Raw genomic sequence first — 22,002 nt, 5'->3', positions numbered from 1 at the left:
GCATACTGAGTGATCGTCAGTTCACGAGCGGTGTGGTCCGGGGGCGGGGTCGATGGTGGGGGCGGGGCGCGGGCGGGGCCGGTTCACGGCGGGGGCGGTGGCCGTGGTGCTCGTCGCGGTCACGGCCGCCTGCAGCGCACCGGAGCCGGGCGGCGGGACACCGGCGGTGGCGCCCGCCAGTCCGCAGGCGCCGCCCTCCTCCACCGCACCCACGCCGAGCCCGATGCCCTCCTGGGACGGCCAGGTCCGGCCGATCGGCGACGGTTCGACGTCCGACTCCGGCCCGCAGCCGGGGCAGGTGCCGGGGGAGAAGCTGGCGCCCGGTCAGAAGCCGCCGCAGTTCGTGGTCTTCTCCTGGGACGGCGCGCTGGAGAACGACGACCACCTGTTCTCCCGCTTCCGCCGGGTGGCCCGGGAGAACAACGCCCAGATGACCTTCTTCCTGACCAGCATCTACCTGGTGCCCAACGCCAAGCGCCAGCTGTACCACCCCCCGCAGCACGCCCCGGGAGAGGCCGCCATCTCCTTCCCCACCGACGACCACCTCAAGGAGACGCTGCATGAGGTCGGCGAGGCGTGGCGGGACGGCCACGAGATCGGCACCCACTTCAACGGGCACTTCTGCGAGGCCAAGGGCGGCGGCGAGTGGAGCGTCGACGAGTGGCGCTCCGAGATCGAGCAGGCGTACTCCTTCGTGGCGAACTGGAAGACCAACACCGGATACAAGGACCTGCCGCCGCTGCCCTTCGACTTCCGCAAGGAGCTGGCCGGTGGCCGCGCCCCGTGCCTGGAGGGGCAGAAGAACCTGCTCGCCGCCGCCAAGGGCTACGGCTGGCGCTACGACGCCAGTTCGCCCGGCGAGTTCCAGGTCTGGCCGGGTAGGAAGGACGGCATCTGGAACTTCCCGCTGCAACTGCTGCCCTACCCGGGGCGCCCGGTCCAGGTGCTGTCCATGGACTTCAACTTCCTGGCCAACCAGTCCGGCGACAGCACCGAGGGCGACCCGCGCAAGTACGCCGGCTGGCTGAAGGAGACCCGCGACGGCTACCTCAACGGCTTCGAGCGGGTCTACAACGGCAGCCGAGCGCCGCTGTTCATCGGCAACCACTTCGAGACCTGGAACGGCGGCATCTACATGCAGGCCGTCGAGGACGTGATGAAGTCCGTGTGCCGCCGGGACGGCGTCCGCTGCGTGTCCTTCCGCCAGCTGGCGGACTGGTTGGACGCGCAGGACCCGAAGGTGCTGGAGCGCCTGCGGCAGCTGGATCCGGCGCAGTCCCCGGACTGGGCGAGCTTCCTCAAGTAGCCTGCGGGCCCGGACAGGGCCCAGTCGGTCCGCCGGGCCGGGTGAGATCCCTCAAGTACCCTGCCCGGCGGCCCGGTTCACGGCGAGGCCGCGTTGGTCCGCCAGATGTCGGCCGGGTAGGACCAGTCCGGGGTGGCCGGATCCGCGCCCGCCAGGCCCTCCAGCGAGGCGAGTTCCAGCGTCTTGGGGTCCATCCGGAACACCACGACAGCCGTGGACACCCCGCCCGAGTAGCCGACGAACCAGCCGGCCGTACGGTCCGGGGTGGTGCCGGTCTTCGCGGCGGTCCGGGGACCGGCAGCGCGGGCGGCCCCGGCGGTGCCGCCGGTGACCGCGCCCTCCAGCGCCTCGTCGACCTGGCGGGCCACGTCCGGGCGCAGCGCCTGGGCGGCGGCGGGGAGCCGCAGTTTCACCGGCACTCCGCCCCGGGTGACCCGGGTGACCGAGTACGGGTCCGTCCGGCGGCCGTCGCCGAAGGCGGTGTAGGCGCCGGCCATCCGGATCGCGCTCGGCTTGGAGTTGCCCAGGGCGAAGGCCGGCACGGCCTCGCCGAGGCTGGTGGGCAGCAGGCCGAGGTCGAGGACGGTGCGACGCACCACGTCCAGGCCAACGTCCATGCCGAGCTGGGTCAGCGGCCCGTTGACGGACTGCTCGACGGCGGTGCGCAGGCCGATCCTCCCGTACGAGCGGCGGCCGTCGTTGACGGCCTTCACGATCCGGCCGTTCCGCCCCCAGTACGGCCCTTCGGGGGTCATCACGCTGATGCCGTCGTCGCCGTCGTACGGCGTGGCGGGGGAGACGGGGGTGCGGGCGGCGCCCCGTCGGAGCTGCACGCCGTGGTCGAGACCGGCGGCGTAGACGAACGGGGTGAAGGCCGAACCGGCCGGTACGTTCGAGGCGTTGGCGTTGTTGAAGCCCTGCTTGAGGTAGTCGGGGCCGCCGTAGAGGGCGAGGATCCGTCCGTCCGAGGCGACGCTCGCCGCGCCCACCCGGGCGTTCCGGTCGGCCGGGCGGTGCTCGGGGTCCAGCCGCCGCCCCTCCTGCTCGACGGACCGGGTGAGCGCGGCCGTCCTCGGCCGCTCGAAGGTGGTGTAGATCTGGTGGCCGCCGAGGTCCAGTTGAGCCGCCGTCAGGTCGCTGTTGCCCTCGACGTACGCTCGGGCGAGCTCCACCAGGTAGCCGGTCTGCCCGCTCAGGCCGGTCTGCGGCGGCGGGCTCTTCGGCTCGGGGAACTCGGTGTACCGCCCCCGTTCCTCGGCGGACAGGTGCCCGGTCTCCACCATCCGGTCGAGGGTCCAGGACCAGCGCTCGACGGCCCGCCGGTGGTTCTCGGCGCTGATTGCCGGGTCGTAGAGGCCCGCGCCCTTCAGCACGGAGGCCAGGAAGGCGCCCTCGCTGGCGTTCAACTCGGAGGCGTGCTTGCCGTAGTAGGCGCTCGCGCCGCGCTCGATCCCGTAACTGCCCCGGCCGAACCAGCTGGTGTTCAGGTAGCCGGCCAGGATGTCGTCCTTGCGCAGCCGCCGGTCCAGTTTGACGGCGAGGAAGACCTCGTTGATCTTGCGGGTGAAGGTCCGGTCCTGCCGCAGGTAGATGTTCTTGACGTACTGCTGGGTGATGGTGGAGCCGCCCTGGGTGTCTCCGCCGGTGCCCAGCTGGACCACGGCCCGGCCGATGCCCTTCACCGAGATGCCCGGGTCGGAGTAGAAGGACGCGTTCTCGGCGGACAGCACCGCCCAGCGGACCGACTCGGGCACTTCCGCCAGCGGGACCTCCTGGCGGTTCACCAGGCCGGTGCGGGCCAACTCGGTGCCGTCGGCCCAGAAGTAGACGTTGTTCTGCTGGGTGGCGAAGGCGTTGAGGTCGCTCGGGATCTCGGTGTGCACGTACATCCAGGCGGCGGCGCCGGTCAGCGCGGCCGTGCCGAGCAGTGCCGTGCCGAGCAGTTGCCGCCAGGACGGCAGCCAGCGCCGTACCCCTCTGCGGCCCCGGCGCGGGTAGTCCGGGCGCGGCCGTCTCGCCCACCGACGGATCCGCCCGAATGCCGCTGCCGCCCTCGGCCCGCCCGATCGGATCCGCACAGTCCGCCCCCGTCTCGTCGCCGTTCGTCACGCTGTTCCCTTGGGAGACACGTGTCGGGCGGCGGCGGGGGTTTGCCGGTCCGGACGTGATCATGATCACATCAGCGGCGCCCCGGTCCCCCGGACGGGTCGGCATTGCCGCCCGTGGCGGCCGGGCAGGCTACTTTGCTCGGGTGACTCTCCTTGATGATGTGGCCGAACGCGACGGCTGGCTGTGCTGGGTGTGCGACGAACCGGTGGACCCCGACATGTCGGTGAACGACGCCCGCGGGCCGAGCGTCGACAGCCGGACCGCCGACCGGAAGGCCAAGGTCGCCGAGCGGCTCGCGCACCGGGCGTGCAACACCCGCAAGGGCGCGGTCAAGGTGGTCATCGCCTGGCCGGATCGCCTGTACGTGGTCGAGCCCGCGCCGCTGATCACCGTTGCCGCGCGGCTGGAGCGCAAGGGCGGCCGCGAGATGGTGGGCCGCTGCCCGACCAGGAAAGACGCCCAGGAGGCGGCGGACTGGCTGGTGGACCGGTTCTCCCGCCTGGTCCCGGGGCTCCCGGTGACGGCCGACATCGAGCCGGGCGGCGGCCAGTTCCTCGTCGTCCTGGCCACCGGCCGCCGCTGACGACGGATCACCCCCGTCAGCTCGGTCCGGGGCGGGGCCTCCGCCGTTCCGGCCGGGCTCAGGGCTTCGCGAGGGTGTCCACGAAGTCGGTGCCGGCGCCGTAGAAGCCGTCCACCGTCTTCTGGACATCCGCGTACGGGACGGCCGCGGCATCCTTGTAGTAGAACCAGTTGATCTTCATGTTCCAGGTGCGCTGTCCGCCGAGGGACGGCAGCAGGTCGACGAACCAGTTGCTGAAGTGGACGTCCATCTTCTCGCGCGGCACGTACTTGCCGGTGCTGGTGAACAGTTCCTTGCCGTCCATGGAGTAGGTGGCCTTCCCGTCCACGGCGGTGACCATCATGACGTGCCAGCCCTCGAAGTGCTGCTTGTGCGGCTTGGTGGCCCGGTCCACCGGATCGGCCTTGAACCAGCTGGTGGTGTCGAGCTGCGGACCCGGCGCGCCCCAGCCGCCGTTCGGCATGTACTCGTAGTCGAGCTCGCTGTAGTTCGCCGAGTCGTCCGAGGGGGAGATCGGGAAGTAGGACTGGACGACGTGGTCGCCGTTCTTGCCGCCGGCCGGCTTGTCGCTGAGGTAGACCCGGGCGGCGTAGGTGCCGTTGAAGAGCTTGGTGCCGGTGCTCTGGATCTCGACCTGCTTGGTGCCCTTCCGGGTGCCGTCGGTGGACGCCTGCAGCTGCAGGGTCCGGCCGCCCTGGGCGGTGGTGTCGGCGGGGAAGCTCGCGCCGTCGGCGGACCAGGTGTCCTTGATCCCGGGGCCGCCCTCGCCGCTGCGCACCTCCCAGCCGTGGGCGGTGAGCGCGGGGTCGGTGGGGCCGGTGTAGTGGAAGCTGTCGAACAGGGTTCCCGGCGGGCCGGTCGGGACGCTCGGGCTCGGCGAGGCGCTGGTCGCGGACCCGCCCGTCGCCGTCGTGGTGCCGGCGCCGTCACCGCCCCCGGACGCCGGACCGCTCGAACAGGCGGTGAGCACGCCCAGCAGGACCGGCAGGGTCAGTACGCTCCACGCGCGGTGACGACGGGTGCGGCGGGGCTGACTCACGCGGACTCCTTGGGTCGTACCGATCACGCGTGCGCACTGATCAGATGAGGGGCCATCCTAGCCGGGCCCGCAGGCCGCTCGGGCGTGCGCCCGTCCGGGTCCGGAGGGACGGAGTCCGTGGTCGGAGGAGTATGCGCGGCTCCATTTCGATCCACGCCATCCGGCATTCCAATCCGATTACAACCCCCTGCCAGATCAGGCCAAATCCACCCATTGAACCTTATTCGATTCAGGCGGTGCACTAGCGTTCGCTCTACGCTCCCGCGGTCTACGTACCCTGCACTGAAAGGCGTCGCACGGTGCGCCCAGTCACCACCTCCGTCGAACGCGGACCGGCATGCCCGCCAGATGTTGACGTGTACGAATCAAGTCCCGAAGAACCTGCTCCCGCACCGGTGTTCGTCTCCCAGTCGGGTCTGCGCGGCCGGCTGCTGCGGGGCCTCGGCTGGCCGGTCTCGGTGGTCGGGGCGATCCTGGCGATCGTCATGGCCAGCAGCCTGGTCGGCATGCAGGCGGATGCACCGGCGATGGGGATACCCCTGCCGTCGCCCCCCCAGTCGCCCGCACCCGTGACGTCGCCGTCACCCACCCCGTCGGCCACCCCTTCGCCCTCGCCGTCGACGTCGCCCAGGACGCCTTCGCGCTCCGCGACCCCCCCGGCGAAGAGCACGTCGAAGCCGACGACCGGCTCATCGCGGGGCGCGAAGCCCTCGGGCCAGTCGACCAAGCAACCCTGAACCGCCGCACCACCCATCTCCAGGAGCGCCATTGTCCCGCCACCAGCGTCGCCGGCAGTCCCTGCGCAGGCCGCGCCGCCTGGCAGCGCCGCCCTTGCGCTTCTTCATGCCGCTGTCCCTGCTGGCGTGCCTGCTGTCGCTCATGGTCCTGCGCGGCCTGGCCACCAACGAGGTGTTCCACGACACCCGGGTCGCCGACTCGGGTGACAAGACGACCGTGCCGGAGGAGCTGCTCACGGGCGGCCCGATCATCGACGCGCGTGGCGACAGGAACGACCACCCGGTGAGCTACGGCATACCGGACCGCACCGTGGTCCTGAGCTTCGACGACGGTCCCTCGGAGGAGTGGACCCCGAAGATCCTGGAGATCCTCGCGGCCCGCAAGGTCCACGCGGACTTCTTCGTGACCGGCGCCATGACCGCCCGGAACCCCGACCTGATCCGGAAGATCGTGGCGGACGGCCACGAGATCGGCCTGCACAGCTTCACCCACCCCGACCTGGCCTTCCAGTCGCACGTCCGGATCAGCTGGGAGATGGCCCAGACCCAGCTGGCGCTGGCCGGCGTCGCGGGGGTGCACAGCTCGCTGTTCCGCCCGCCGTACTCGTCCAACGCGGCCGCGCTGGACGACTGGAGCTACCCGGTGATCAAGTACCTGGGTGCCCGCGGCTACGTCACCGCCTTCATCGACCACGACACCGACGACTGGAAGCGTCCGGGGGTGGACGCCATCGTCAAGGAGGCGGTGCCGGCCAAGCCCGGTGCGGGCGAGCTGATCCTGATGCACGACGCCGGTGGCGACCGCTCCCAGACGGTCGAGGCGCTCGGCGTGCTCATCGACAAGCTGCAGGCCGACGGCTACCGCTTCACCACGATCTCGGAGGCGCTCGGCGCCTCCAGCTCCACCGCGCCGGTGCACGGCTTCCAGCTGTGGGCGGGCAAGGGCTACATCTGGGCCACCCAGCTCTCGCTGCACACCCTGCCTGTGCTGATCGGGCTGCTGGCCGTGGTCGGCTTCCTGAACTTCGGGCGGTTCGCGCTGATGCTGGTCCTCGCGCCGATCCACGCCCGCCGCGCCAGGCGGCCGGACGCCTGGGGCGAGCCCGTCACCGAACCGGTCACCGTGCTCGTCCCGGCCTACAACGAGCGCGAGTGCATCGCCAATACCCTCAACTCGCTGGCCGCCAGTGACTACCCGATCGAGGTCATCGTCATCGACGACGGCTCCTCGGACGGCACCGCGGACATCGTGGAGGAGATGAACCTGCCGTTCGTCCGGCTGATCCGCAAGGTCAACGGCGGCAAGTCCAGCGCCCTCAACGTCGGCATCGCGGCCGCCTCGCACGACATCGTCGTGATGATGGACGGCGACACCGTCTTCGAGCCGTCCACGGTGCGCGAACTGGTCCAGCCCTTCGGCGACCCCGGGATCGGCGCGGTCTCGGGCAACGCCAAGGTCGGCAACCGCGACACCCTGATCGGCGCCTGGCAGCACATCGAGTACGTCCTCGGCCACAACCTGGACCGCCGGATGTACGACATGCTCGGCATCATCCCGACCATCCCCGGCGCGGTCGGCGCCTTCCGCAGGGAGGCCCTCCAGGCGGTCGGCGGGATGAGCGACGACACCCTCGCCGAGGACACCGACATCACCATGGCGGTGCTCTGCGAAGGCTGGCGGATCGTCTACGCCGAGCGCGCCCGCGCCTGGACGGAGGCCCCCGCGAGCCTCCAGCAGCTCTGGTCCCAGCGCTACCGCTGGAGCTACGGCTCGATGCAGGCGATGTGGAAGCACCGCCGCGCCGTCATCGCCGGCGGGCCTGCCGGGCGCTTCGGCCGCCTCGGGCTGCCGCTGGTCGTGCTGTTCGGTGTGGTCGCCCCGCTGCTGGCGCCGCTGGTCGACGTCTTCCTGATCTACGGCGTGCTGTTCGCGGACGCAGGGCTGACCCTCACCAGCTTCGGCGGTTTCCTGGCGATCCAGGCCCTGCTCTCCTGGTACGCCTTCCGACTCGACCACGAGAAGCCCTGGCACCTGATCAGCCTGCCGACCCAGCAGCTGGTCTACCGGCAGCTGATGTACATCGTCCTGCTGCAGTCCGCGATCACCGCGATGACCGGCGGCCGCCTGCGCTGGCAGAAGCTCCGTCGCACCGGCGAGGTCTCCGCCCCGGTCGAGGCCTGACCGCCCCCGGGCGGCGAGCCCGGCTCCCGTGCGACGAACACGCGATCGGTAGCTGAACGGTTAGGCCGAACTACGCGTCCGCTCCGGCGGCGAGCCGCCTCAGCAGGCCGAGCAGGATGGTGCGGTCCGCCTCGGGCAGCGGCGCGAAGCAGTCGGCGAGCACCTCGTCGGCGATCGCGTGGCCGGCCGTCAGCACCTGTTCGCCGGCGGGTGTGAGGTGGTGCTCGATGCGGCGACCGTGTCCCGGCCGACGCTCCACCAGGCCCTGAGCGGCCAGGCGGCCGACGAGCGCCCCGAAGGCCTGTTCGCTCTGGAAGGTCGCGGCCGCCAGCGCGCGCGCCGATGCCCCGGGTGAGCGGCTGACCGCACGCAGGGCGTCCCACTGCGCCAGCGTCGTGCCGACGGCCGCGAGAGCACTGTCGAGCGCCCGGTGCTGCCGGTACTGGGCCTGCTTGACCGCCCTGCCGAGTTCTTGCAGCTCACCATGCATGGAGCGATTCTACGACACAACCAAGCTAGCTTATATAAAGAACCTTAGTTACTGTGAGGGCATGCATCCCGACCTGTCCCTCACCCTGTCCGAGACCGGAGCCGGCCGGCCCGTCCTCCTTCTGCACGGCGGCGGAGGCCCGGCCACGGTCGCCGGCCTCGCCGAGCGCCTCTCCCGGAGCGCCCGCACCATCACGCCCGTCCACCCCGGCTGGGACGGCACCCAGCGGCCCGACTGGCTCACCGGCGTCGACGACCTCGCCCTTGCCTACCTGCACCACCTCCACGACCGCCGACTGCGGGACGTCCTCGTCGTCGGATCCTCACTCGGGGGTTGGATCGCCGCCGAGATGGCCGTCCGCGACAGCTCGGGAGTCATCACCGGCCTGGTCCTGATCGACGCCGTCGGTGTCCACGTCGAGGCGGAGCCCATCACCGACGTCCTCGCTCTCGACGCCCGCGGCCTCGCCGAGCACTCCTGGCACGACCCGGACCGGTACCACGTCGACCCGGCCGACCTGCCACCCGGCGAACTCGCCCGCCGGCAGGCCAACATGGCCACCATGCGCACGCTCGCCGACAACCCGTACATGCACGACCCCAAGCTGCTGCGCCGGCTCGGCCGCGTTCACGTCCCCACCCTCCTGCTCTGGGGCGAGAGCGACCGCATCGTCACCCCCGCCTACGGCGCGGCGTACGCCGCCGCCTTCGGCAACGCCCACCTGGAGCTCGTCCCGAGGGCGGGCCACCTCCCGCAGCTCGAACAGCCGGAGGCCACGTACGAGCTGATCGAGACCCACCTGCTCCGGACCACCACCCGGCCCGTGACCACCGGGTGACCCATGCGTCGCCTCAGTGCTGAGCCGGTCGGGCGTCGGCCTGCGGTGCGGGATCGATGCCGGCGGTGGTGTTCTCATGGCCCACGGTGATGTACGGCATGGTGGCCTTCCTCGCTCCGGATCGGTCCGTCCACGCGCCCTTGCAGCGCGGAACGCCGCCACGCTATGGCGAGGCAGGTGCCGCCTTTTGCCGCCCGGTGCCTGGGGCCTTGCCTGCCTGCGCAGAGTCCTCACCGGCTCCTGTGCGGGACCGGTGGCGCCGTGGGAGCGCGAGAGGGGCCGGCCGGTGGACGGGGGCGACGTCTTTCGTCGCGTCAGACGGCAACCCCGGCGGCCCCTCTCGCGGTCAGAGCCAGTCCTTCCGCACGGCTTCGGCCCCTGCCTGGAAGCGACTTTCGGCGCCCAGACGGATCATCAGGTCTTGCATCATGCGACGCACGGTCCGCAGGGACAGGCCCAGCTTGCGGGCGGCGGACTGGTCCGTGTGGCCCTGGCCCAGCAGTTGCAACAGAGCGCGCTCGGAGCCGGTGAGGTCCTGATCGTCACGGGGCGCGGGCTGCCCGAAGTCGGCTCCGCTGCGCCACAGTTCATCGAAGAGTGCGCACAGGGGCTGGATGAGGGCCTCGCCGTGCAGTTCCAGTGCGCCGCGGCGGCCGTCGGTGGGGTCGGTCGGGATCAGAGCGATGCTGCGGTCAACGATGACCAGCCGTATCGGAAGGACCGGCACGGTGCGCGCCAAACCGCCCAGATCGGCCAGCCACCGGGCGTAGCGGAGGGTCTCGGGGTCGTTGCGGAAGCTGTCCTGGAAGATGCTGCGGATGACCACTCCGCGCTCCAGTGCCATCTGGTTGGGGTGCTTGCCGGCTTGGATGGAATCGGGGCGAACGGCGCCCCCGCGCATCAAGGACAGGCACTCCTCGGTCGCGGTCGCCGCGAGTTCCTCGAGACGGTCGCGGACGGCTTCGAGGGAGTTCAGCCGCAGGACCCTGTCGTCGTCGGGTCGTCGGTCGACGTACTCGGCGGAGAGGGCTGCGATCGCGGTCCGGGTGCTCTCCAACTGCCGCTGCTGGAAAAGCAGTTGGTTCTGATTGTGGGCGAGTAGCCGGGTCAGCCCGACCTCCGGGCTGACGGCCCGCAGGGTTTCGGAATCGGCTGCTGGCCGAAGCAGCGTCAGTTCCAGTAGTTCGTCGAGGGCTTGACGTGTCTCTGCTTCGGACAGCTGCAGACTGGTGGCAATCCGGTCGACCCCCCAGTCCGGCTCGGCCAGAAGGCTCCGGTAGACGTTCTCGGTCACTGCGCTCAGCCCGAGTGCTTGCAGCATCGCTCCCCCTTCGATGTCGATGATCATCATCGGTCCAGGGCGGCCTGCGACGCAATGCTTTTCTGCGAAGTGAGAAGACATCTCATTTGGGGGTTTTGCGGCGGCAGGTGAGGGTTGCGGCGATACCGGCAAAGGGCGGCGAAGTGGTCGGCTCTGCGTGAGTGGCGGCGAGGGAGCGGGCGGAAGCTGCCGAGCTTGGTCTTGTCTGGGCGTCGACCACCCAGCGCTGTCGGCCGAAGTACTGGGAGGGGTCGTGCGGCGGGTGAAGCGGGCTCGTATCCGGGGGTTCCCAGGGGTCGGGGCAGAGGTGATCAGGTGGAGCCCGGCTCCTGCGCCACTCGGTGAACCACCGGTGCATACAGGATGTCAACGGGCTTAAGGACAAAGGTCATTGGGCTCTGGTGCACCCGGATGACGGGACGCGCACGGCCGTCGCCGACGCCTCGCGAACCCGGCGCGGGAGGCTCCACGCTTCAGCGCGTCCGGAGTCCCTCCAGTGTGCCGGCCGGAGTGGCTCTCTAAATGATCTTGCACCTAGCTGCCAGGCGACTTGGTGCCATACCTGTAGCCGTGACATCGCCCTGCGTGGACGGCAGGATCTTTCTCAGCAGCGGAAAGCACCACAGAAACCGGGGCGAGTTCCGCGAAGCATTCACGGACACAGCATTGGTTACGAAACAGGAGAGAACAGTCGTGGGTCACTCAATACGCATCGTGTGTACTGCCCTGGTCGTGGCATTCACCGCCGGCCTGGTCGCCACCGCGGCAGGCGGCATCGTCACAGACCGCTCGGCCGTCCAACACACCGTCCTCGCCACGGGTTTCGACTGGGACAGCACCCGCCCGGCACCGCCCGCACAGAGATGACCGGATTCCGTGCAATTAGTCGCAGTGACTCTCATCTGTCCTGACCTGGCGCCATCGCAGCTGACGGCCGAAGCGGTCACCGATCTGATCTGGGTCCACAGTCAACACGAAGACGGGGTGGAACACATCCGCACCCGCTTCGACCTCAATCGCTGCCACGTAGCTGCCGCGATCATCGCAGCCACTCCGGATGTGGCAGTCGCGAACCTGCGCCGCGTCTGCGAACGCGCTCTGCAGTACACGCCGGCCTTGCATGCCTGGTGCCTCGCCCTCACGTAAGGCCGCCACGAACCAAGCCCGCGGCTCTCCTGGCCACATGAGCGCAGCCGCAGGATCTTCCGCCTCATCCGCCGGTGTCCGTGCGCGCCCTTTGGTCCCTGGTCGGCCACGCCGACGAGGTGGACCGGCGCCCACGTGACCCGCGTCGGACCGGATGCGCCGTCAACTCAGTTCTATCACAAGCGAGTTCAGCCTGTCCGTGAACAGGCCCACTCAGACGCCCCGGCATCGCCCGAGAACTTCTCCTCATTCCCTTTTCTGAAAGAAGGCTGTTTCACCATGGCTATCTTCACCAAGATCGCTGCTGTCGCCGCCCTTGCCGTGCCGCTGCTGGTCGCGGTTCCCGGTACCGCTCAGGCCGCCGCCACCCCGTCCGGTTGTTCCAGCGTCACGCAGATCGGCAGCACCGCCTACCTCAACGTCGGCGGGGAGACGATGGCGTCGGTGAAGCAGTACAAGGGCTGCGGGAAGAACTACTCCTACATCTACGTGTGGCAGGGCTACCGCTCCAACCACAGCAGTTGGGACGTGTGCGCGGCCATCGTCACCGGCGGAGGCCACGACGTCCAGGACCCGCAGTGCGGTCACAACGACGTGGAGCTGTGGTCCTTCGGCGCCGCGACCCTGTCGGAGTGCACCCAGGCGCTGGGCTGGAACGGGACCGGCCCGATTCCCTACGCCGGCGAGGTCGCCGTCAAGACCGACGTCCGCTGCTGATCCCTCGGCCCGCGGCCGCCGCAGTAACGCCGTTTCCCACCAAGGCCGTTGTCGACAGTCCGGCGGATGCTGCGCAGCCGGTCATGTCCATCGAGCAGTACCGGTCGCCGAGTTGTGACCGGCACGCGTAGCGCCCACCCGGCTCCGCCGGGCTCCCGCCGGCTCAGAGCCGGTCATCACCGCCGCTGCGGACGAGCGGCGAGCGCGCCCGCGCGGGCGCCGTCCGTCTCCGTGGCGACCAGGTCGGCGACGGCCGCACCCATCACCGGTGCCGCTGAGCGCTGCCCCCAGCCCCAAGCTCTCCGCCCAGCCTCTCACCCGTCGGTGTGTCCGCCGCCGGGTCCGAGGTCAGGGCCGATCCTCTCCACCGAACCAGAAGGAACCACCCATGGCATCCGCCGTCAAGACCCGCAAGACCGCAACCCGGCTGCTCACGGCCGCGGCCGTCCTGAGCGGCCTGGTGCTGAGCGCCGTACAGGCCCACGCGGCAACGGTGCCGTCTCCCACCGAGGCCGTCGCCACCGTGCTGCCCGTGGTGGACATGGAGGCCACCGTCAAGGCCGCCCAGATCGACCCCCGGCGTGCCGACAGCACGCAGACCCCGGGGGCCCACGACTCGGTCCTGGCCGTCGAGCAGGCCCTGCAGGCCCGGGGCCTCCTGGACGCCCGCTGGGTCGACGGGTACTTCGGTACCACCACCGTCTCCGCCTACGCCGCGTTCCAGCGCTCGCTGGGCTACACCGGCCTGGACGCCAACGGGCTGCCCGGTGTCACCTCCCTCACCACGCTCGGGCAGGGCCGGTACACCATCACCCACCAGATCGGCGTCGGCGCGAAGCTCAAGCGCGACGGATACACCGTCAACACCCGCACCCAGAACATGCTCACCGAGGCCGAGCGCCTCGCGGGCCTCCACCTCACCCTGGACCAGGGTTCCTACAACCCCGGCGGTGACCCGACTTCGGCGGGCACCCACGACGGTGGTGGCGTCGTGGACATCAACGTCGACGGCATGACCAGCGCCACCCGCACCGCCGTCGCCAAGGCCCTGCGCCAGGTCGGCTTCGCCGCCTGGGTCCGCAACCCCACCCAGGGCGACTGGCCGTGGCACATCCACGCCGCGGCGATCAGCGACACCGACCTGGCCACCCAGGCCCAGAACCAGACCGGCGACTACTACCTCGGCTTCAACGGCCTGGCGAACCACGCCGCCGACGACGGCCCCCGCATCGCCATCCAGACCTGGGAGGAGTACCAGCGCACCCACTGACGGCGCGCGGTACCACCCGAGCACGACCCGGCACGGCCCAGCACTACCCGACAACCCGTCGATCACACGTCATGAGAAGAGACAAGCCTTGAAGAACATACGCACCACGCTCACCATCGCCGGCACCGCCCTGGCCATGGCCGTCCCCCTCGTCGCCGCCACCTCTGCCCCCGCCTTCGCCGCCGGCCGCGACGGAAACTGCGACTCCGGTGAGTTCTGCCTCTACTACAACAGCGACCAGGCCGGCTCGGTCTCCGACTTCACCACCTCCATCAGCGACTACGGCGCCACCCAGCCGAGCTGCTACGAGTTCAAGGGCTCCGGCTCCGGCCAGGGCGTCTGCGTCAAGAACAACGCCGCCTCGGTGTGGAACCGCACCGGGAAGACCGTCCGCGTCTACTTCAACAGCGGCTACGCCGGCGCCAGCCAGGACTTCGCCCCCGGCGCCAAGGGCAACCTCAACTCGACCCTGAAGAACAACGAGGCCTCGCACCAGTTCCTCGGCGCCAGTGGTGGCAACAACGAGAGCGCCACCAACGACTTCGACCACGGCACCCGCGGCTTCGCCGCCGACAACTGCACCGCCTTCGCGGCGTTCCGCATCGCCGACCGTCTCGGCGTCCCGAACTTCAGCAACTCCTGGGGCGGCACCACCTGGGGCAACGCCGAGAACTGGGACGACGCCGCCCGCAGCGTCGGCGTCACCGTCAACACCACCCCGACCGTCGGCGCCATCGCCGTGAACGACACCCACGGGGCCTACGGCCACGTCGCCTACGTCAACGCGGTCTACTCCGACGGCTCCTTCGACGTCGAGGAGTACAACTGGAACAACTACCACGCCTACGGCACCCGGAAGGGCCTCCGCGTCAGCAGCGCGGAGAACAGCTTCCAGCACATGCTCCACTTCTGAGCAGACTCCAGCAGGACACCGGCACTTCCCCGAACCAAGGGCAGCTCCACAGCCGGGATGATCTTGTAGGTGCGCAGGCCACGGCGGCGTGACGCCGTCCGCCGGAGCCGCAGCGGTACACAACGAAGCCCCGTCGAACGTAGGTGACCCGGAAAGCTCACCTACCCGACGGGGCTTCGACGCGCCGCCACGCTGGCGACGACCGACCGGCCCGGCCGTGAGTGCCGCGGCTGTCCCGTCTCCCTACGCCTCTAAGCGGATAGCTCATCCGATTGTGTGCTGCGGTCCGAGCAGGCGGATGAGCTATCCGAATAACTGGATGGGCACATAACGAAGACAGTCGTGGTCACAGTGTTGAGGTCGGCGTGCTGCTGACTGTTCCGCCCGGGCTCGACCATGTGTACGGAGTATTGGCGTGGTTCACCCGTATCGGTGATCAATTCGGGCGTCGGCCGCCAGGAGCGGGGGTAGGGAGGCGGTATGGACTTGCCTGCGGACCCGTACGACGCTCCGGGCGCCCTGTACCTGCCCTATACGGCTCGTCGGAGGAAGGCCAGGTCCTGGACTTCGCCGGCGGCGCCGTCGTGGTCGCCGTGCCGGGGCACACGGACGGATCGATCGCACTCCACCTGCCCGAGATGAAGGTGCTGGTCACCGGCGATGCCGTCGCGAACGTCGGCCGCACCATGCTGGGCGTCTTCAACACCGACCGCGCCCGAGCCGTCGAATCGCTGCACCGACTGGCCGAACTGGACGTCGACACAGCGCTCTTCGGACACGGCGAGCCGATTGTCCACGGCGCGGCCATCGCCCTGCGGCGAGCGGCTGCCGCAGCCGTGTGAAGTGGTAGGCGGTTGCCTGCCGCCGGGAGTTGATTCGGCACGGGTGGCCTGGAAACCGGCGAGGAGGCTCTTACGTCGCTCCAGCCTCTGCCCCCAGATCACGGGAATTTCGGGGTCACGCCGCCCGACAGCCTATTATCGCTTCCTGGGCCTGCGGACCTGATCCGGGCTCACCAGGTACGGAGAGGCGTCACCGGCCTGCTGTCGAGACGTACCCGAGGGAACACGTGAGCACCGTACAGTCAGTCCCCGTCCCGCAGGTCCTTCGTGAGGCCGGCCGCCGGCGGACCTTCGCTGTGATCAGCCATCCGGACGCGGGCAAGTCCACGCTCACCGAGGCGCTGGCGCTGCACGCGCGGGCGATCACTTCGGCCGGTGCGGTGCACGCCAAGGGCGACCGACGCGGCGTGACCAGCGACTGGATGGAACTGGAACGCGAGCGCGGTATCTCGGTGACCTCGGCCGCATTGCAGTTCGGCTATCGCGGCCACGTGATGAACCTGGTCGACACCCCCGGCCACGCCGACTTTTCCGAGGACACCTACCGGGTGCTGGCCGCCGTCGACTGCGCGATCATGCTGGTCGACGCGGCCAAGGGCCTGGAGGAGCAGACCCGCAAGCTTTTCGCGGTCTGCCGCCATCGCGGCGTCCCCGTGATCACCTTCATCAACAAGTGGGACCGGCGCGGCCAGGAAGCACTCACTCTGCTCGAGGACATCGAGACGCACCTCGGGATCACCCCCGTCCCGGTCGTCTGGCCGGTGGGCAGCGCGGGCAACCTGCGCGGCCTGGTCGAAGCGGGGAACACCGAGCAGATGCTGCGCTACACCAAGGTGCCGGCCGGCACGCACGCCGCCCTCGAGGAGCAGCTCACCTCCGAGACGGCCGCCGAGCAGGAGGGCGAGGCCTGGACGACCGCGCTGGAGGAGCTGGAGCTGGTGCTCTCGTCCGGCCCCGGTTACGACCAGGAGGCCTTCGAGGCCGGCAAGATCAGCCCGGTCTTCTTCGGCGCCGCGCTGACCAACATCGGTGTGAAGCTCCTGCTGGACGCCGTGGTCGACCTCGCTCCGGCTCCCGGGCCCCGCCCGCTGGCCAAGGGCGGCAGCCGCGACGTCAGCGAGGAGTTCTCCGGCCTGGTGTTCAAGATCCAGGCGAACATGGACCCGGCCCATCGCGACCGGATCGCCTTCGTCCGGGTCTGCTCCGGCGTCTTCGAGCGCGGCATGCACGTCACGCGGGCGGCCAGCGGCCGCTCGTTCGCAACCAAGTACGCGCACACCGTCTTCGGAGCCGAGCGCACCGTGGTCGACACCGCGTACCCCGGCGATGTGGTCGGCCTGATCAACGCGAGCGCGCTGCGGGTCGGCGACACCCTCTTCACCGGCAAGAAGGCCGAGTTTCCCCCGCTGCCCGCCTTCGCCCCCGAGTACTTCGCGGTGGCACGGCCCAAGGACATCAGCCGGTCCAAGCAGTTCCGGAAGGGCATCGCCCAACTCGACGAGGAAGGCGTGATCCAGGTGCTGGTCTCCGACCGGCGTGGCGACCAGGCGCCGGTCATGGCTGCGGTCGGCCCGATGCAGTTCGACGTGATCCTGCACCGGATGGAGCACGAGTTCTCTTCCCCGATCGCCCTCGACCAGCTCTCCTACCGCGTGGCCCGGATCACCGACGCCGACGGCGCAGCTGTCCTGGGCAAATCCCGCCTGATCAACGGCGAGGTGCTCACCCGCCGCTCGGATGACGTGCTGCTGGCGTTGTTCTCCGACAAGTGGCAGCTGAATGCCTTCCAGCGCGCCCAGCCCGACATCGTGCTCCAGCCGCTGATCGCCACGGCGGACTGATCGCCGACCTCTCCGGCCAACCCGCGCCGCGTCGCACGGCGCGGGTTGGCCGGAGAGCGTCCGCGGCGCCACGAAGGTTGACCGTTCACCGGCCTTCTGTTTGCGTGGTCGACAGAGTAACGACGGGCCTCCGAGATCGGCATCGGGTCAGTGCAGTCCGGGTGCTGCGGTTCCGCCTCCGTCGTGCATGCGCACGGGAAGCTCGTTCCAGTTCTGCAGGGTGCCCTGGAGCCGGTTGTCGAGCTGGGTTCTGCCTTCGTTTACGAGGAGGTCCCGTAGGCACGCGCAATCTCGCATCGCGCCTCCGTCGGTGAAGCAGATGAAGATGCCAGCTGCTTGGAGGCCTCGGGCGGCGACGGCGAGCTCGTGTCCGAAGGTCAGCGGTAGCCGACTGGCGAGTTCCCGCACGAAGACCTGCTCGATCCGGGGCCGGCCAAGGGCTGCCCAGATATGGCCGATGAGGCCGCCGAACAGATTGTGCAGCGACTTCTTGCCGTCCAGGAGCGCCCGCGCCAGGGTTGCGAGGGCTTCGCATCCGCCTCGATGCCGGTCGACGAGGCTGTCCCAGTCTGCTTCGCCGAACTCGTTCCCGATGAGCCGAGGTTGGATCCGCAGCGGTGCCTGCGCAACCTCGGGGCGGTGGTCTCCAAGAACGTGGTCGGGCCCGAGGCCGTGCGCGCGCTCCTGGGAACTCTGCAGGACAAGCAGGCCACCAGAGGTGTGCTGGTCACGACGTCCTGGTACGGCAAGACCAGCCTCGACTTCGGGCACCGCCACAAGCTGGATCTCATCGACGGCCGCAATCTCAAGGCTCTGCTCCTCGAGTACCTCGGCATCGACGCGCTGATCGGGTTGCCGAAGATCCCGCCCAGCTGGCAGCAGAGGGACATCAGTTGAGGGCCGGCACGGTGGTGGATGTGACTGTGCGGGTGATCAGCTGCCGGTTCAGCGGGTTCCGCTGTGGGTGCTGTGCCGTGCCGCAGAAGCCGGACACGCGGCCGTAGGCGCGAACCAGATGCCGAGGTGTGCCCCCCCGGAGACACAGGGGCGGCACACCTCGGCCCTCTGCTGACCGGGGGAGCGGTCAGAAGTCGGCGCGGCTGCCGCGGACGACGCAGGAGGCGCTGTTCTCCCAGCCCCAGCCGTCGCCGTCCGGGTCGGAGGAGGAACTGGCGCAGTACGGGTAGCCGTTGGGCGCCTTGGTCGGGAGCGGGGACTGGGAGGGGGTGGTACCGGTGTCGGCGCGGCTGCCGCGGACGACGCAGGAGGCGCTGTTCTCCCAGCCCCAGCCGTCGCCGTCCGGGTCGGAGGAGGAACTGGCGCAGTACGGGTAGCCGTTGGGCGCGGTGCCCGGCAGGGACTGGGACGGCGAGGGCGACTGGGTGGGCCGGTCGTAGATGGTGGCGGGGCGGGCGGTGGCGGCGATGCCGTTGGCGCCGTTGAAGAAGCGGTTGCCCCAGGCGGTCAAAGAGTTCTTGTCGAAGTTGTTGACCAGGTCGAGGTACTCGACGCCGCCGCCGTTGCCGCTCCAGGACCAGCCGATGTAGCCGACCGACAGGGACTGGGCGGTGGCCATGATGGCGTCCTCGTCGGGGTTTCCGTCGCTGTGGTTGGCGCCGAACTCGCCAACCACGATGGGCAGTCCGGCGTTGACGTAGGTGGTGAGGTAGCTCTGGACCTCGGCGGCGGTGTCGTAGACGCCGTACATGTGGATGGAGAAGACCGTGTTGCGGTCCGGGTCGGCGGCGAAGACCGAGGCGGCGTTGTCGCGCATGGTGTTGGACCAGTCCTGGCCCCAGTTCGGGCCGTCGACCATCAGGGCGTGGCGCAGGCCGGCGGCCCGGATCTTGCCGATGGCGCTCTTGGTGGCCGCGGTCCAGGCCGTGTAACCGCTGTTGCCCCACGGCTCGTTGGCGATGTTGACGACGATGTAGGCTTCCTGGCCGTCGAGGGCGGCCTTGTTGTCGACCCAGAACTGGGCGGCCCGGTCGAGGGTGGTGGCGGCGCCGTCCTCGCCGTAGCCGGTGGCGTCGTGTACCTCCAGCACGCAGATGACCTTGACGGCCTTGCACTGGCCGATCAGGGCGGAGACCTGGGCGGAGCTGGTGCGGGTCCAGCGGTCGCCGTTGCTGAGCACGACGCGGACGGTGTTGGCGCCCTTGGCCGCGATGTCGGCGATGGCGGTGGTCTGCCCGGGGTACCAGGTGTACGCGTGGTTGACCCCACGCATCACGAACGGGCTCCCGTTGGCCTCCAGGATGCGGCCGCTGCTGACGTGGATGCCGGTGCCGACGGCCTGGGCGCTGCCCGGGGTGATGCCGAACACCGCGAACAGCAGTCCGAAGACGGCTGCGATCGCCGCTCCGAGCGTCGTGAGCGCTCTGCGACTCTGAGGCTTGTCCATGGCTCTCCTCAAACTGTTGGGTGGGGGGACGGCCGACCCGGCGCCGTGTCAGCTGCAGCTCCCCATCTGGGGGCTTGGACAGGCGGAGGGGGCGGGCGAGCCGCTCGTCAACGTGGTGCCGGTCAACCCGCCAGGGGTGGGGGCGGGGACTTGGCCGTCGTTGCCATCGGGATCCTGGCACACCGTCAGCTGCCGGTCAACGACTTTGACTTAACCGGTTAGTCATACCTTGCAGGCCTGCTGCTGGGAGCACTTGAGGTGTTTCAAGTGCAGTGATGGTGATCGCTCGATGGGGCGATGGCCGTCTGGGCGTGCAGCTGATAAATCAGTTCACCAATGGCTGTTCCGGATTCCCGGCGGGGTCTCCGCAAGTCGCTTCCAGGCCGGTTGCCCGTCGTTGCACTGCACAGGGTGGTGCCGCTGATCGCGTGCTGCCGACGTGGAGCGGCAATGACGCGGAGGCGGAGGGCACGGCGCGCCCCCGGCCCGGCCCCTGGGCACCGGAGTCCCCTTCCGGCGGCGAGGAACGTTGTCGTGGGAGTGTTCCCAGGCGTCGACCGGGCTGGGCAGGCCCTGGTCGTGGCGGCGCCAGGTGTCGTTGACGCCGATCAGGACGGAGACCAGCGCGGGTCGGTGGGCCAGGGGTGTCGGTCTGCCAGCGCTCGCGCAGGTCGGTGAGGCGGTCGCCGACCGTGGTCGAGCACCACCGGGGCGCCGGGCAGCCCGGCGGCGGCCAGCGCGGCGTAGCCGTGGCCGAGGTCGGCGGGGCGGGTGCGGTCACGGACGGCGTCGGTGATGCTGTCGCCCTGGAAGAGGACGCTGGCGCGGGGGTGCAGCCGGTGCTCCTCGCAGCGGGCCCGCCGCCCGGGTCTGACGGTCACCGGGCGGCGCGCGGTCGGGGTCGGCGGGGGTCAGCTCGCTGAGGTCATCGCCTTCGCGTGGACGGCGAAGAGCTGGGCGGCGGCGCGGGTGGGGTTGGCGGGGTCGTTGTTCCACATGATGCGGTGGCCGTCGTAGTCGGGGTAGAAGGAGCCGTCGTCGACACGGGAGGTGAGCAGCCAGAACTGGTCGCCGGCCGCGCCGTTCGCGAGCGCGGCGTCGGTCCAGGCACGGTAGGCGGCGTCGCGGGCGGCGGCGTCGGGGACGTCGCGGGCGGGGTCGATCTGGAGGCCGAACTCCTCGACGACGACGGGCTTGCGGAGCTTGCTGCCGTCGGCGAGGTGGTCGGTGATCCAGCGGGTGCCCCAGGCGGTGGCGTCGGTGCCGGGCTTGGAGCCGCTGGTCTCGCCCCAGTTCTGCGGGTAGACGTGGACGGTGCCGTAGTCGACGGCGGGCAGGGCGGTTAGCTTCAGCCAGTCGGCGCCCTCGTAGTCGGAGTAGGGGTAGTCGGCGTGGCCGGCCTTGCCGTAGAAGCCCTCGTCGCCGACGGCGAGGAGCTGGCGCGGTGCCAGCGACTTGACGTAGGAGCTCATCTCGCGGGCCCAGCCGAGCAGCGTGGCACCGGACTTGTCGCTGCGGCAGCGCGGCTCGTTGGCGAGCTCCCAGGCCATGACGGTGGGGTCGGCGTCGTAGCGCAGGCCGGTGTAGCGGTTGCAGCGTCCGATGACGTGCTTGGCCCACGCCCGGTAGGCCTTCTTGCAGTTGGCGTCGGTGTAGAAGCGGTCGTGGTTGACGCCCTCGGCGTAGGAGTCGTCGGGCAGGCCGAGGAACCAGGAGACGTACTGGCGCATGCCGCCGTAGTCGGGCCAGTTGTTCACCAGCGGGAGGACCAGGCGCAGGCCGAGCTGCCCGGCCTTGTGGACGGCGTAGTCGAGGCTGTCGAAGGCCGCCTCGTCGTACTGGAACGGCTTGGGCTGCAGGGCGCGGTGCGAGTGGCCGTCGCCGTCGGCGAAGGCCCAGGCGCGGATCACGGTCAGGCCCATCGCGGCGGCGTCGTTCAGCACCGCGTCGATCATGTAGTGGGACTGCTGGTGGAGGTAGTAGCAGTTGGTTCCGCCGAAGCGGAACTTCCGTCCGTCCAGGCGCAGTTCGCCGCCTCTGGCGGTGACGAACGAGCGCTTCGCGCTGTCCTCGCGGCCGCGGTCCCGCTGATCGGCGTCCTGGCCCGCGCTGGTGGTGGCGAGTGCGGTGCCGCTGAGCAGGGGGGTGGTGGCGAGGCCGAGGGCGGCGGCTCCCAGCAGGGTGCGGCGGCTGGTGGTGCGGGGCTGGTCGTTCACGGGGCTCCTCCGGACAAGCGTGGGTGGGGTGGTGCCTGGGGGCGTGGT

General features: G+C 70.0%; 20 protein-coding genes. 12 read left to right on the top strand and 8 right to left on the bottom strand.

Annotation, left to right across the window (positions count from 1 at the left end):
- The first annotated feature begins 52 nt into the window (after window positions 1-52).
- Window positions 53-1,306 (top strand): hypothetical protein, encoded by a 1,254-nt coding sequence (locus ACKUU6_RS07560; protein WP_407987688.1) that lies wholly within the window; start codon window positions 53-55, stop codon window positions 1,304-1,306.
- A 77-nt stretch (window positions 1,307-1,383) separates the two neighbouring features.
- On the opposite strand, the gene ACKUU6_RS07555 is transcribed toward ACKUU6_RS07560, so the two are convergent.
- Window positions 1,384-3,384 (bottom strand): transglycosylase domain-containing protein, encoded by a 2,001-nt coding sequence (locus ACKUU6_RS07555; protein WP_407987687.1) that lies wholly within the window; start codon window positions 3,382-3,384, stop codon window positions 1,384-1,386.
- A 173-nt stretch (window positions 3,385-3,557) separates the two neighbouring features.
- Between ACKUU6_RS07555 and ACKUU6_RS07550 the strand changes: the two genes are divergently transcribed.
- Window positions 3,558-3,998 (top strand): hypothetical protein, encoded by a 441-nt coding sequence (locus ACKUU6_RS07550; RefSeq protein ID WP_407987686.1) that lies wholly within the window; start codon window positions 3,558-3,560, stop codon window positions 3,996-3,998.
- A gap of 58 nt (window positions 3,999-4,056) precedes the next feature.
- Here ACKUU6_RS07550 and ACKUU6_RS07545 read toward each other — a convergent pair whose 3' ends face one another.
- Together ACKUU6_RS07545 and ACKUU6_RS07540 are read right to left on the bottom strand one after the other, a co-directional pair.
- On the bottom strand, window positions 4,057-5,037 hold the full coding sequence (locus ACKUU6_RS07545) for a glycoside hydrolase family 16 protein (RefSeq protein ID WP_407987685.1): 981 nt from the start codon (window positions 5,035-5,037) through the stop codon (window positions 4,057-4,059).
- 268 nt (window positions 5,038-5,305) lie between these two features.
- On the bottom strand, window positions 5,306-5,806 hold the full coding sequence (locus ACKUU6_RS07540) for a hypothetical protein (protein ID WP_407987684.1): 501 nt from the start codon (window positions 5,804-5,806) through the stop codon (window positions 5,306-5,308).
- Between the two features lie 62 nt (window positions 5,807-5,868).
- On the opposite strand from ACKUU6_RS07540, the gene ACKUU6_RS07535 reads away from it, so the two are divergent.
- Complete coding sequence (locus tag ACKUU6_RS07535; protein WP_407992058.1) at window positions 5,869-7,956, top strand: bifunctional polysaccharide deacetylase/glycosyltransferase family 2 protein; 2,088 nt, start codon at window positions 5,869-5,871, stop codon at window positions 7,954-7,956.
- Between the two features lie 70 nt (window positions 7,957-8,026).
- Here the strand turns inward: ACKUU6_RS07535 and ACKUU6_RS07530 are convergent, their stop codons facing one another.
- Window positions 8,027-8,446, bottom strand: a complete 420-nt coding sequence (locus ACKUU6_RS07530; RefSeq protein ID WP_407987683.1) for a MarR family winged helix-turn-helix transcriptional regulator — start codon at window positions 8,444-8,446, stop codon at window positions 8,027-8,029.
- 61 nt (window positions 8,447-8,507) lie between these two features.
- Here ACKUU6_RS07530 and ACKUU6_RS07525 point away from each other — a divergent pair, with 61 nt between their 5' ends.
- On the top strand, window positions 8,508-9,284 hold the full coding sequence (locus ACKUU6_RS07525; protein WP_407987682.1) for an alpha/beta fold hydrolase: 777 nt from the start codon (window positions 8,508-8,510) through the stop codon (window positions 9,282-9,284).
- A 346-nt stretch (window positions 9,285-9,630) separates the two neighbouring features.
- On the opposite strand, the gene ACKUU6_RS07520 is transcribed toward ACKUU6_RS07525, so the two are convergent.
- Window positions 9,631-10,632, bottom strand: coding sequence for a LuxR C-terminal-related transcriptional regulator (locus ACKUU6_RS07520; protein WP_407987681.1), 1,002 nt, complete (start codon window positions 10,630-10,632; stop codon window positions 9,631-9,633).
- A gap of 705 nt (window positions 10,633-11,337) precedes the next feature.
- Here ACKUU6_RS07520 and ACKUU6_RS07515 point away from each other — a divergent pair.
- The 8 genes from ACKUU6_RS07515 (at window position 11,338) to ACKUU6_RS07480 (ending at window position 18,231) form a co-directional block, all read left to right on the top strand.
- The gene (locus ACKUU6_RS07515; protein WP_407987680.1) at window positions 11,338-11,472 is read left to right on the top strand and encodes a hypothetical protein; all 135 of its coding nucleotides are present in this window, start codon (window positions 11,338-11,340) and stop codon (window positions 11,470-11,472) included.
- Window positions 11,473-11,496: 24 nt separating this feature from the next.
- The gene (locus tag ACKUU6_RS07510; RefSeq protein ID WP_407987679.1) at window positions 11,497-11,751 is read left to right on the top strand and encodes a hypothetical protein; all 255 of its coding nucleotides are present in this window, start codon (window positions 11,497-11,499) and stop codon (window positions 11,749-11,751) included.
- Between the two features lie 279 nt (window positions 11,752-12,030).
- Window positions 12,031-12,468 carry a hypothetical protein gene (locus ACKUU6_RS07505; protein WP_407987678.1) on the top strand — a complete coding sequence of 146 codons (438 nt, stop codon included), beginning with the start codon at window positions 12,031-12,033 and terminating at the stop codon, window positions 12,466-12,468.
- Between the two features lie 388 nt (window positions 12,469-12,856).
- The gene (locus ACKUU6_RS07500) at window positions 12,857-13,738 is read left to right on the top strand and encodes a peptidoglycan-binding protein (protein ID WP_407987677.1); all 882 of its coding nucleotides are present in this window, start codon (window positions 12,857-12,859) and stop codon (window positions 13,736-13,738) included.
- An 88-nt stretch (window positions 13,739-13,826) separates the two neighbouring features.
- Window positions 13,827-14,651: a CHAP domain-containing protein gene (locus ACKUU6_RS07495; protein WP_407987676.1), complete on the top strand. Its 825-nt coding sequence runs from the start codon at window positions 13,827-13,829 to the stop codon at window positions 14,649-14,651.
- Between the two features lie 365 nt (window positions 14,652-15,016).
- Window positions 15,017-15,493 carry an MBL fold metallo-hydrolase gene (locus tag ACKUU6_RS07490; protein WP_407987675.1) on the top strand — a complete coding sequence of 159 codons (477 nt, stop codon included), beginning with the start codon at window positions 15,017-15,019 and terminating at the stop codon, window positions 15,491-15,493.
- Between the two features lie 227 nt (window positions 15,494-15,720).
- Entirely contained in the window at window positions 15,721-17,334 is a 1,614-nt protein-coding gene (locus tag ACKUU6_RS07485; RefSeq protein ID WP_407987674.1) for a peptide chain release factor 3, read from the top strand.
- A 450-nt stretch (window positions 17,335-17,784) separates the two neighbouring features.
- Window positions 17,785-18,231, top strand: a complete 447-nt coding sequence (locus tag ACKUU6_RS07480; RefSeq protein ID WP_407987673.1) for a restriction endonuclease — start codon at window positions 17,785-17,787, stop codon at window positions 18,229-18,231.
- 187 nt (window positions 18,232-18,418) lie between these two features.
- On the opposite strand, the gene ACKUU6_RS07475 is transcribed toward ACKUU6_RS07480, so the two are convergent.
- The 3 genes from ACKUU6_RS07475 to ACKUU6_RS07465 all read right to left on the bottom strand — a co-directional run bounded on the left by ACKUU6_RS07475 (window position 18,419) and on the right by ACKUU6_RS07465 (window position 21,954).
- Window positions 18,419-19,738, bottom strand: coding sequence for a cellulase family glycosylhydrolase (locus tag ACKUU6_RS07475; RefSeq protein ID WP_407987672.1), 1,320 nt, complete (start codon window positions 19,736-19,738; stop codon window positions 18,419-18,421).
- Between the two features lie 608 nt (window positions 19,739-20,346).
- Complete coding sequence (locus ACKUU6_RS07470; protein WP_407987671.1) at window positions 20,347-20,619, bottom strand: hypothetical protein; 273 nt, start codon at window positions 20,617-20,619, stop codon at window positions 20,347-20,349.
- 30 nt (window positions 20,620-20,649) lie between these two features.
- On the bottom strand, window positions 20,650-21,954 hold the full coding sequence (locus ACKUU6_RS07465) for a glycoside hydrolase 5 family protein (protein WP_407987670.1): 1,305 nt from the start codon (window positions 21,952-21,954) through the stop codon (window positions 20,650-20,652).
- Window positions 21,955-22,002: the final 48 nt, after the last annotated feature.

The sequence above is a fragment of the Kitasatospora sp. CMC57 genome (genome assembly GCF_045866025.2).
In the GTDB taxonomy this organism is placed as follows: domain Bacteria; phylum Actinomycetota; class Actinomycetes; order Streptomycetales; family Streptomycetaceae; genus Kitasatospora.
Note: the sequence above shows the minus strand (reverse complement) of the source record. Positions and strands in the feature narration are given on the sequence as shown.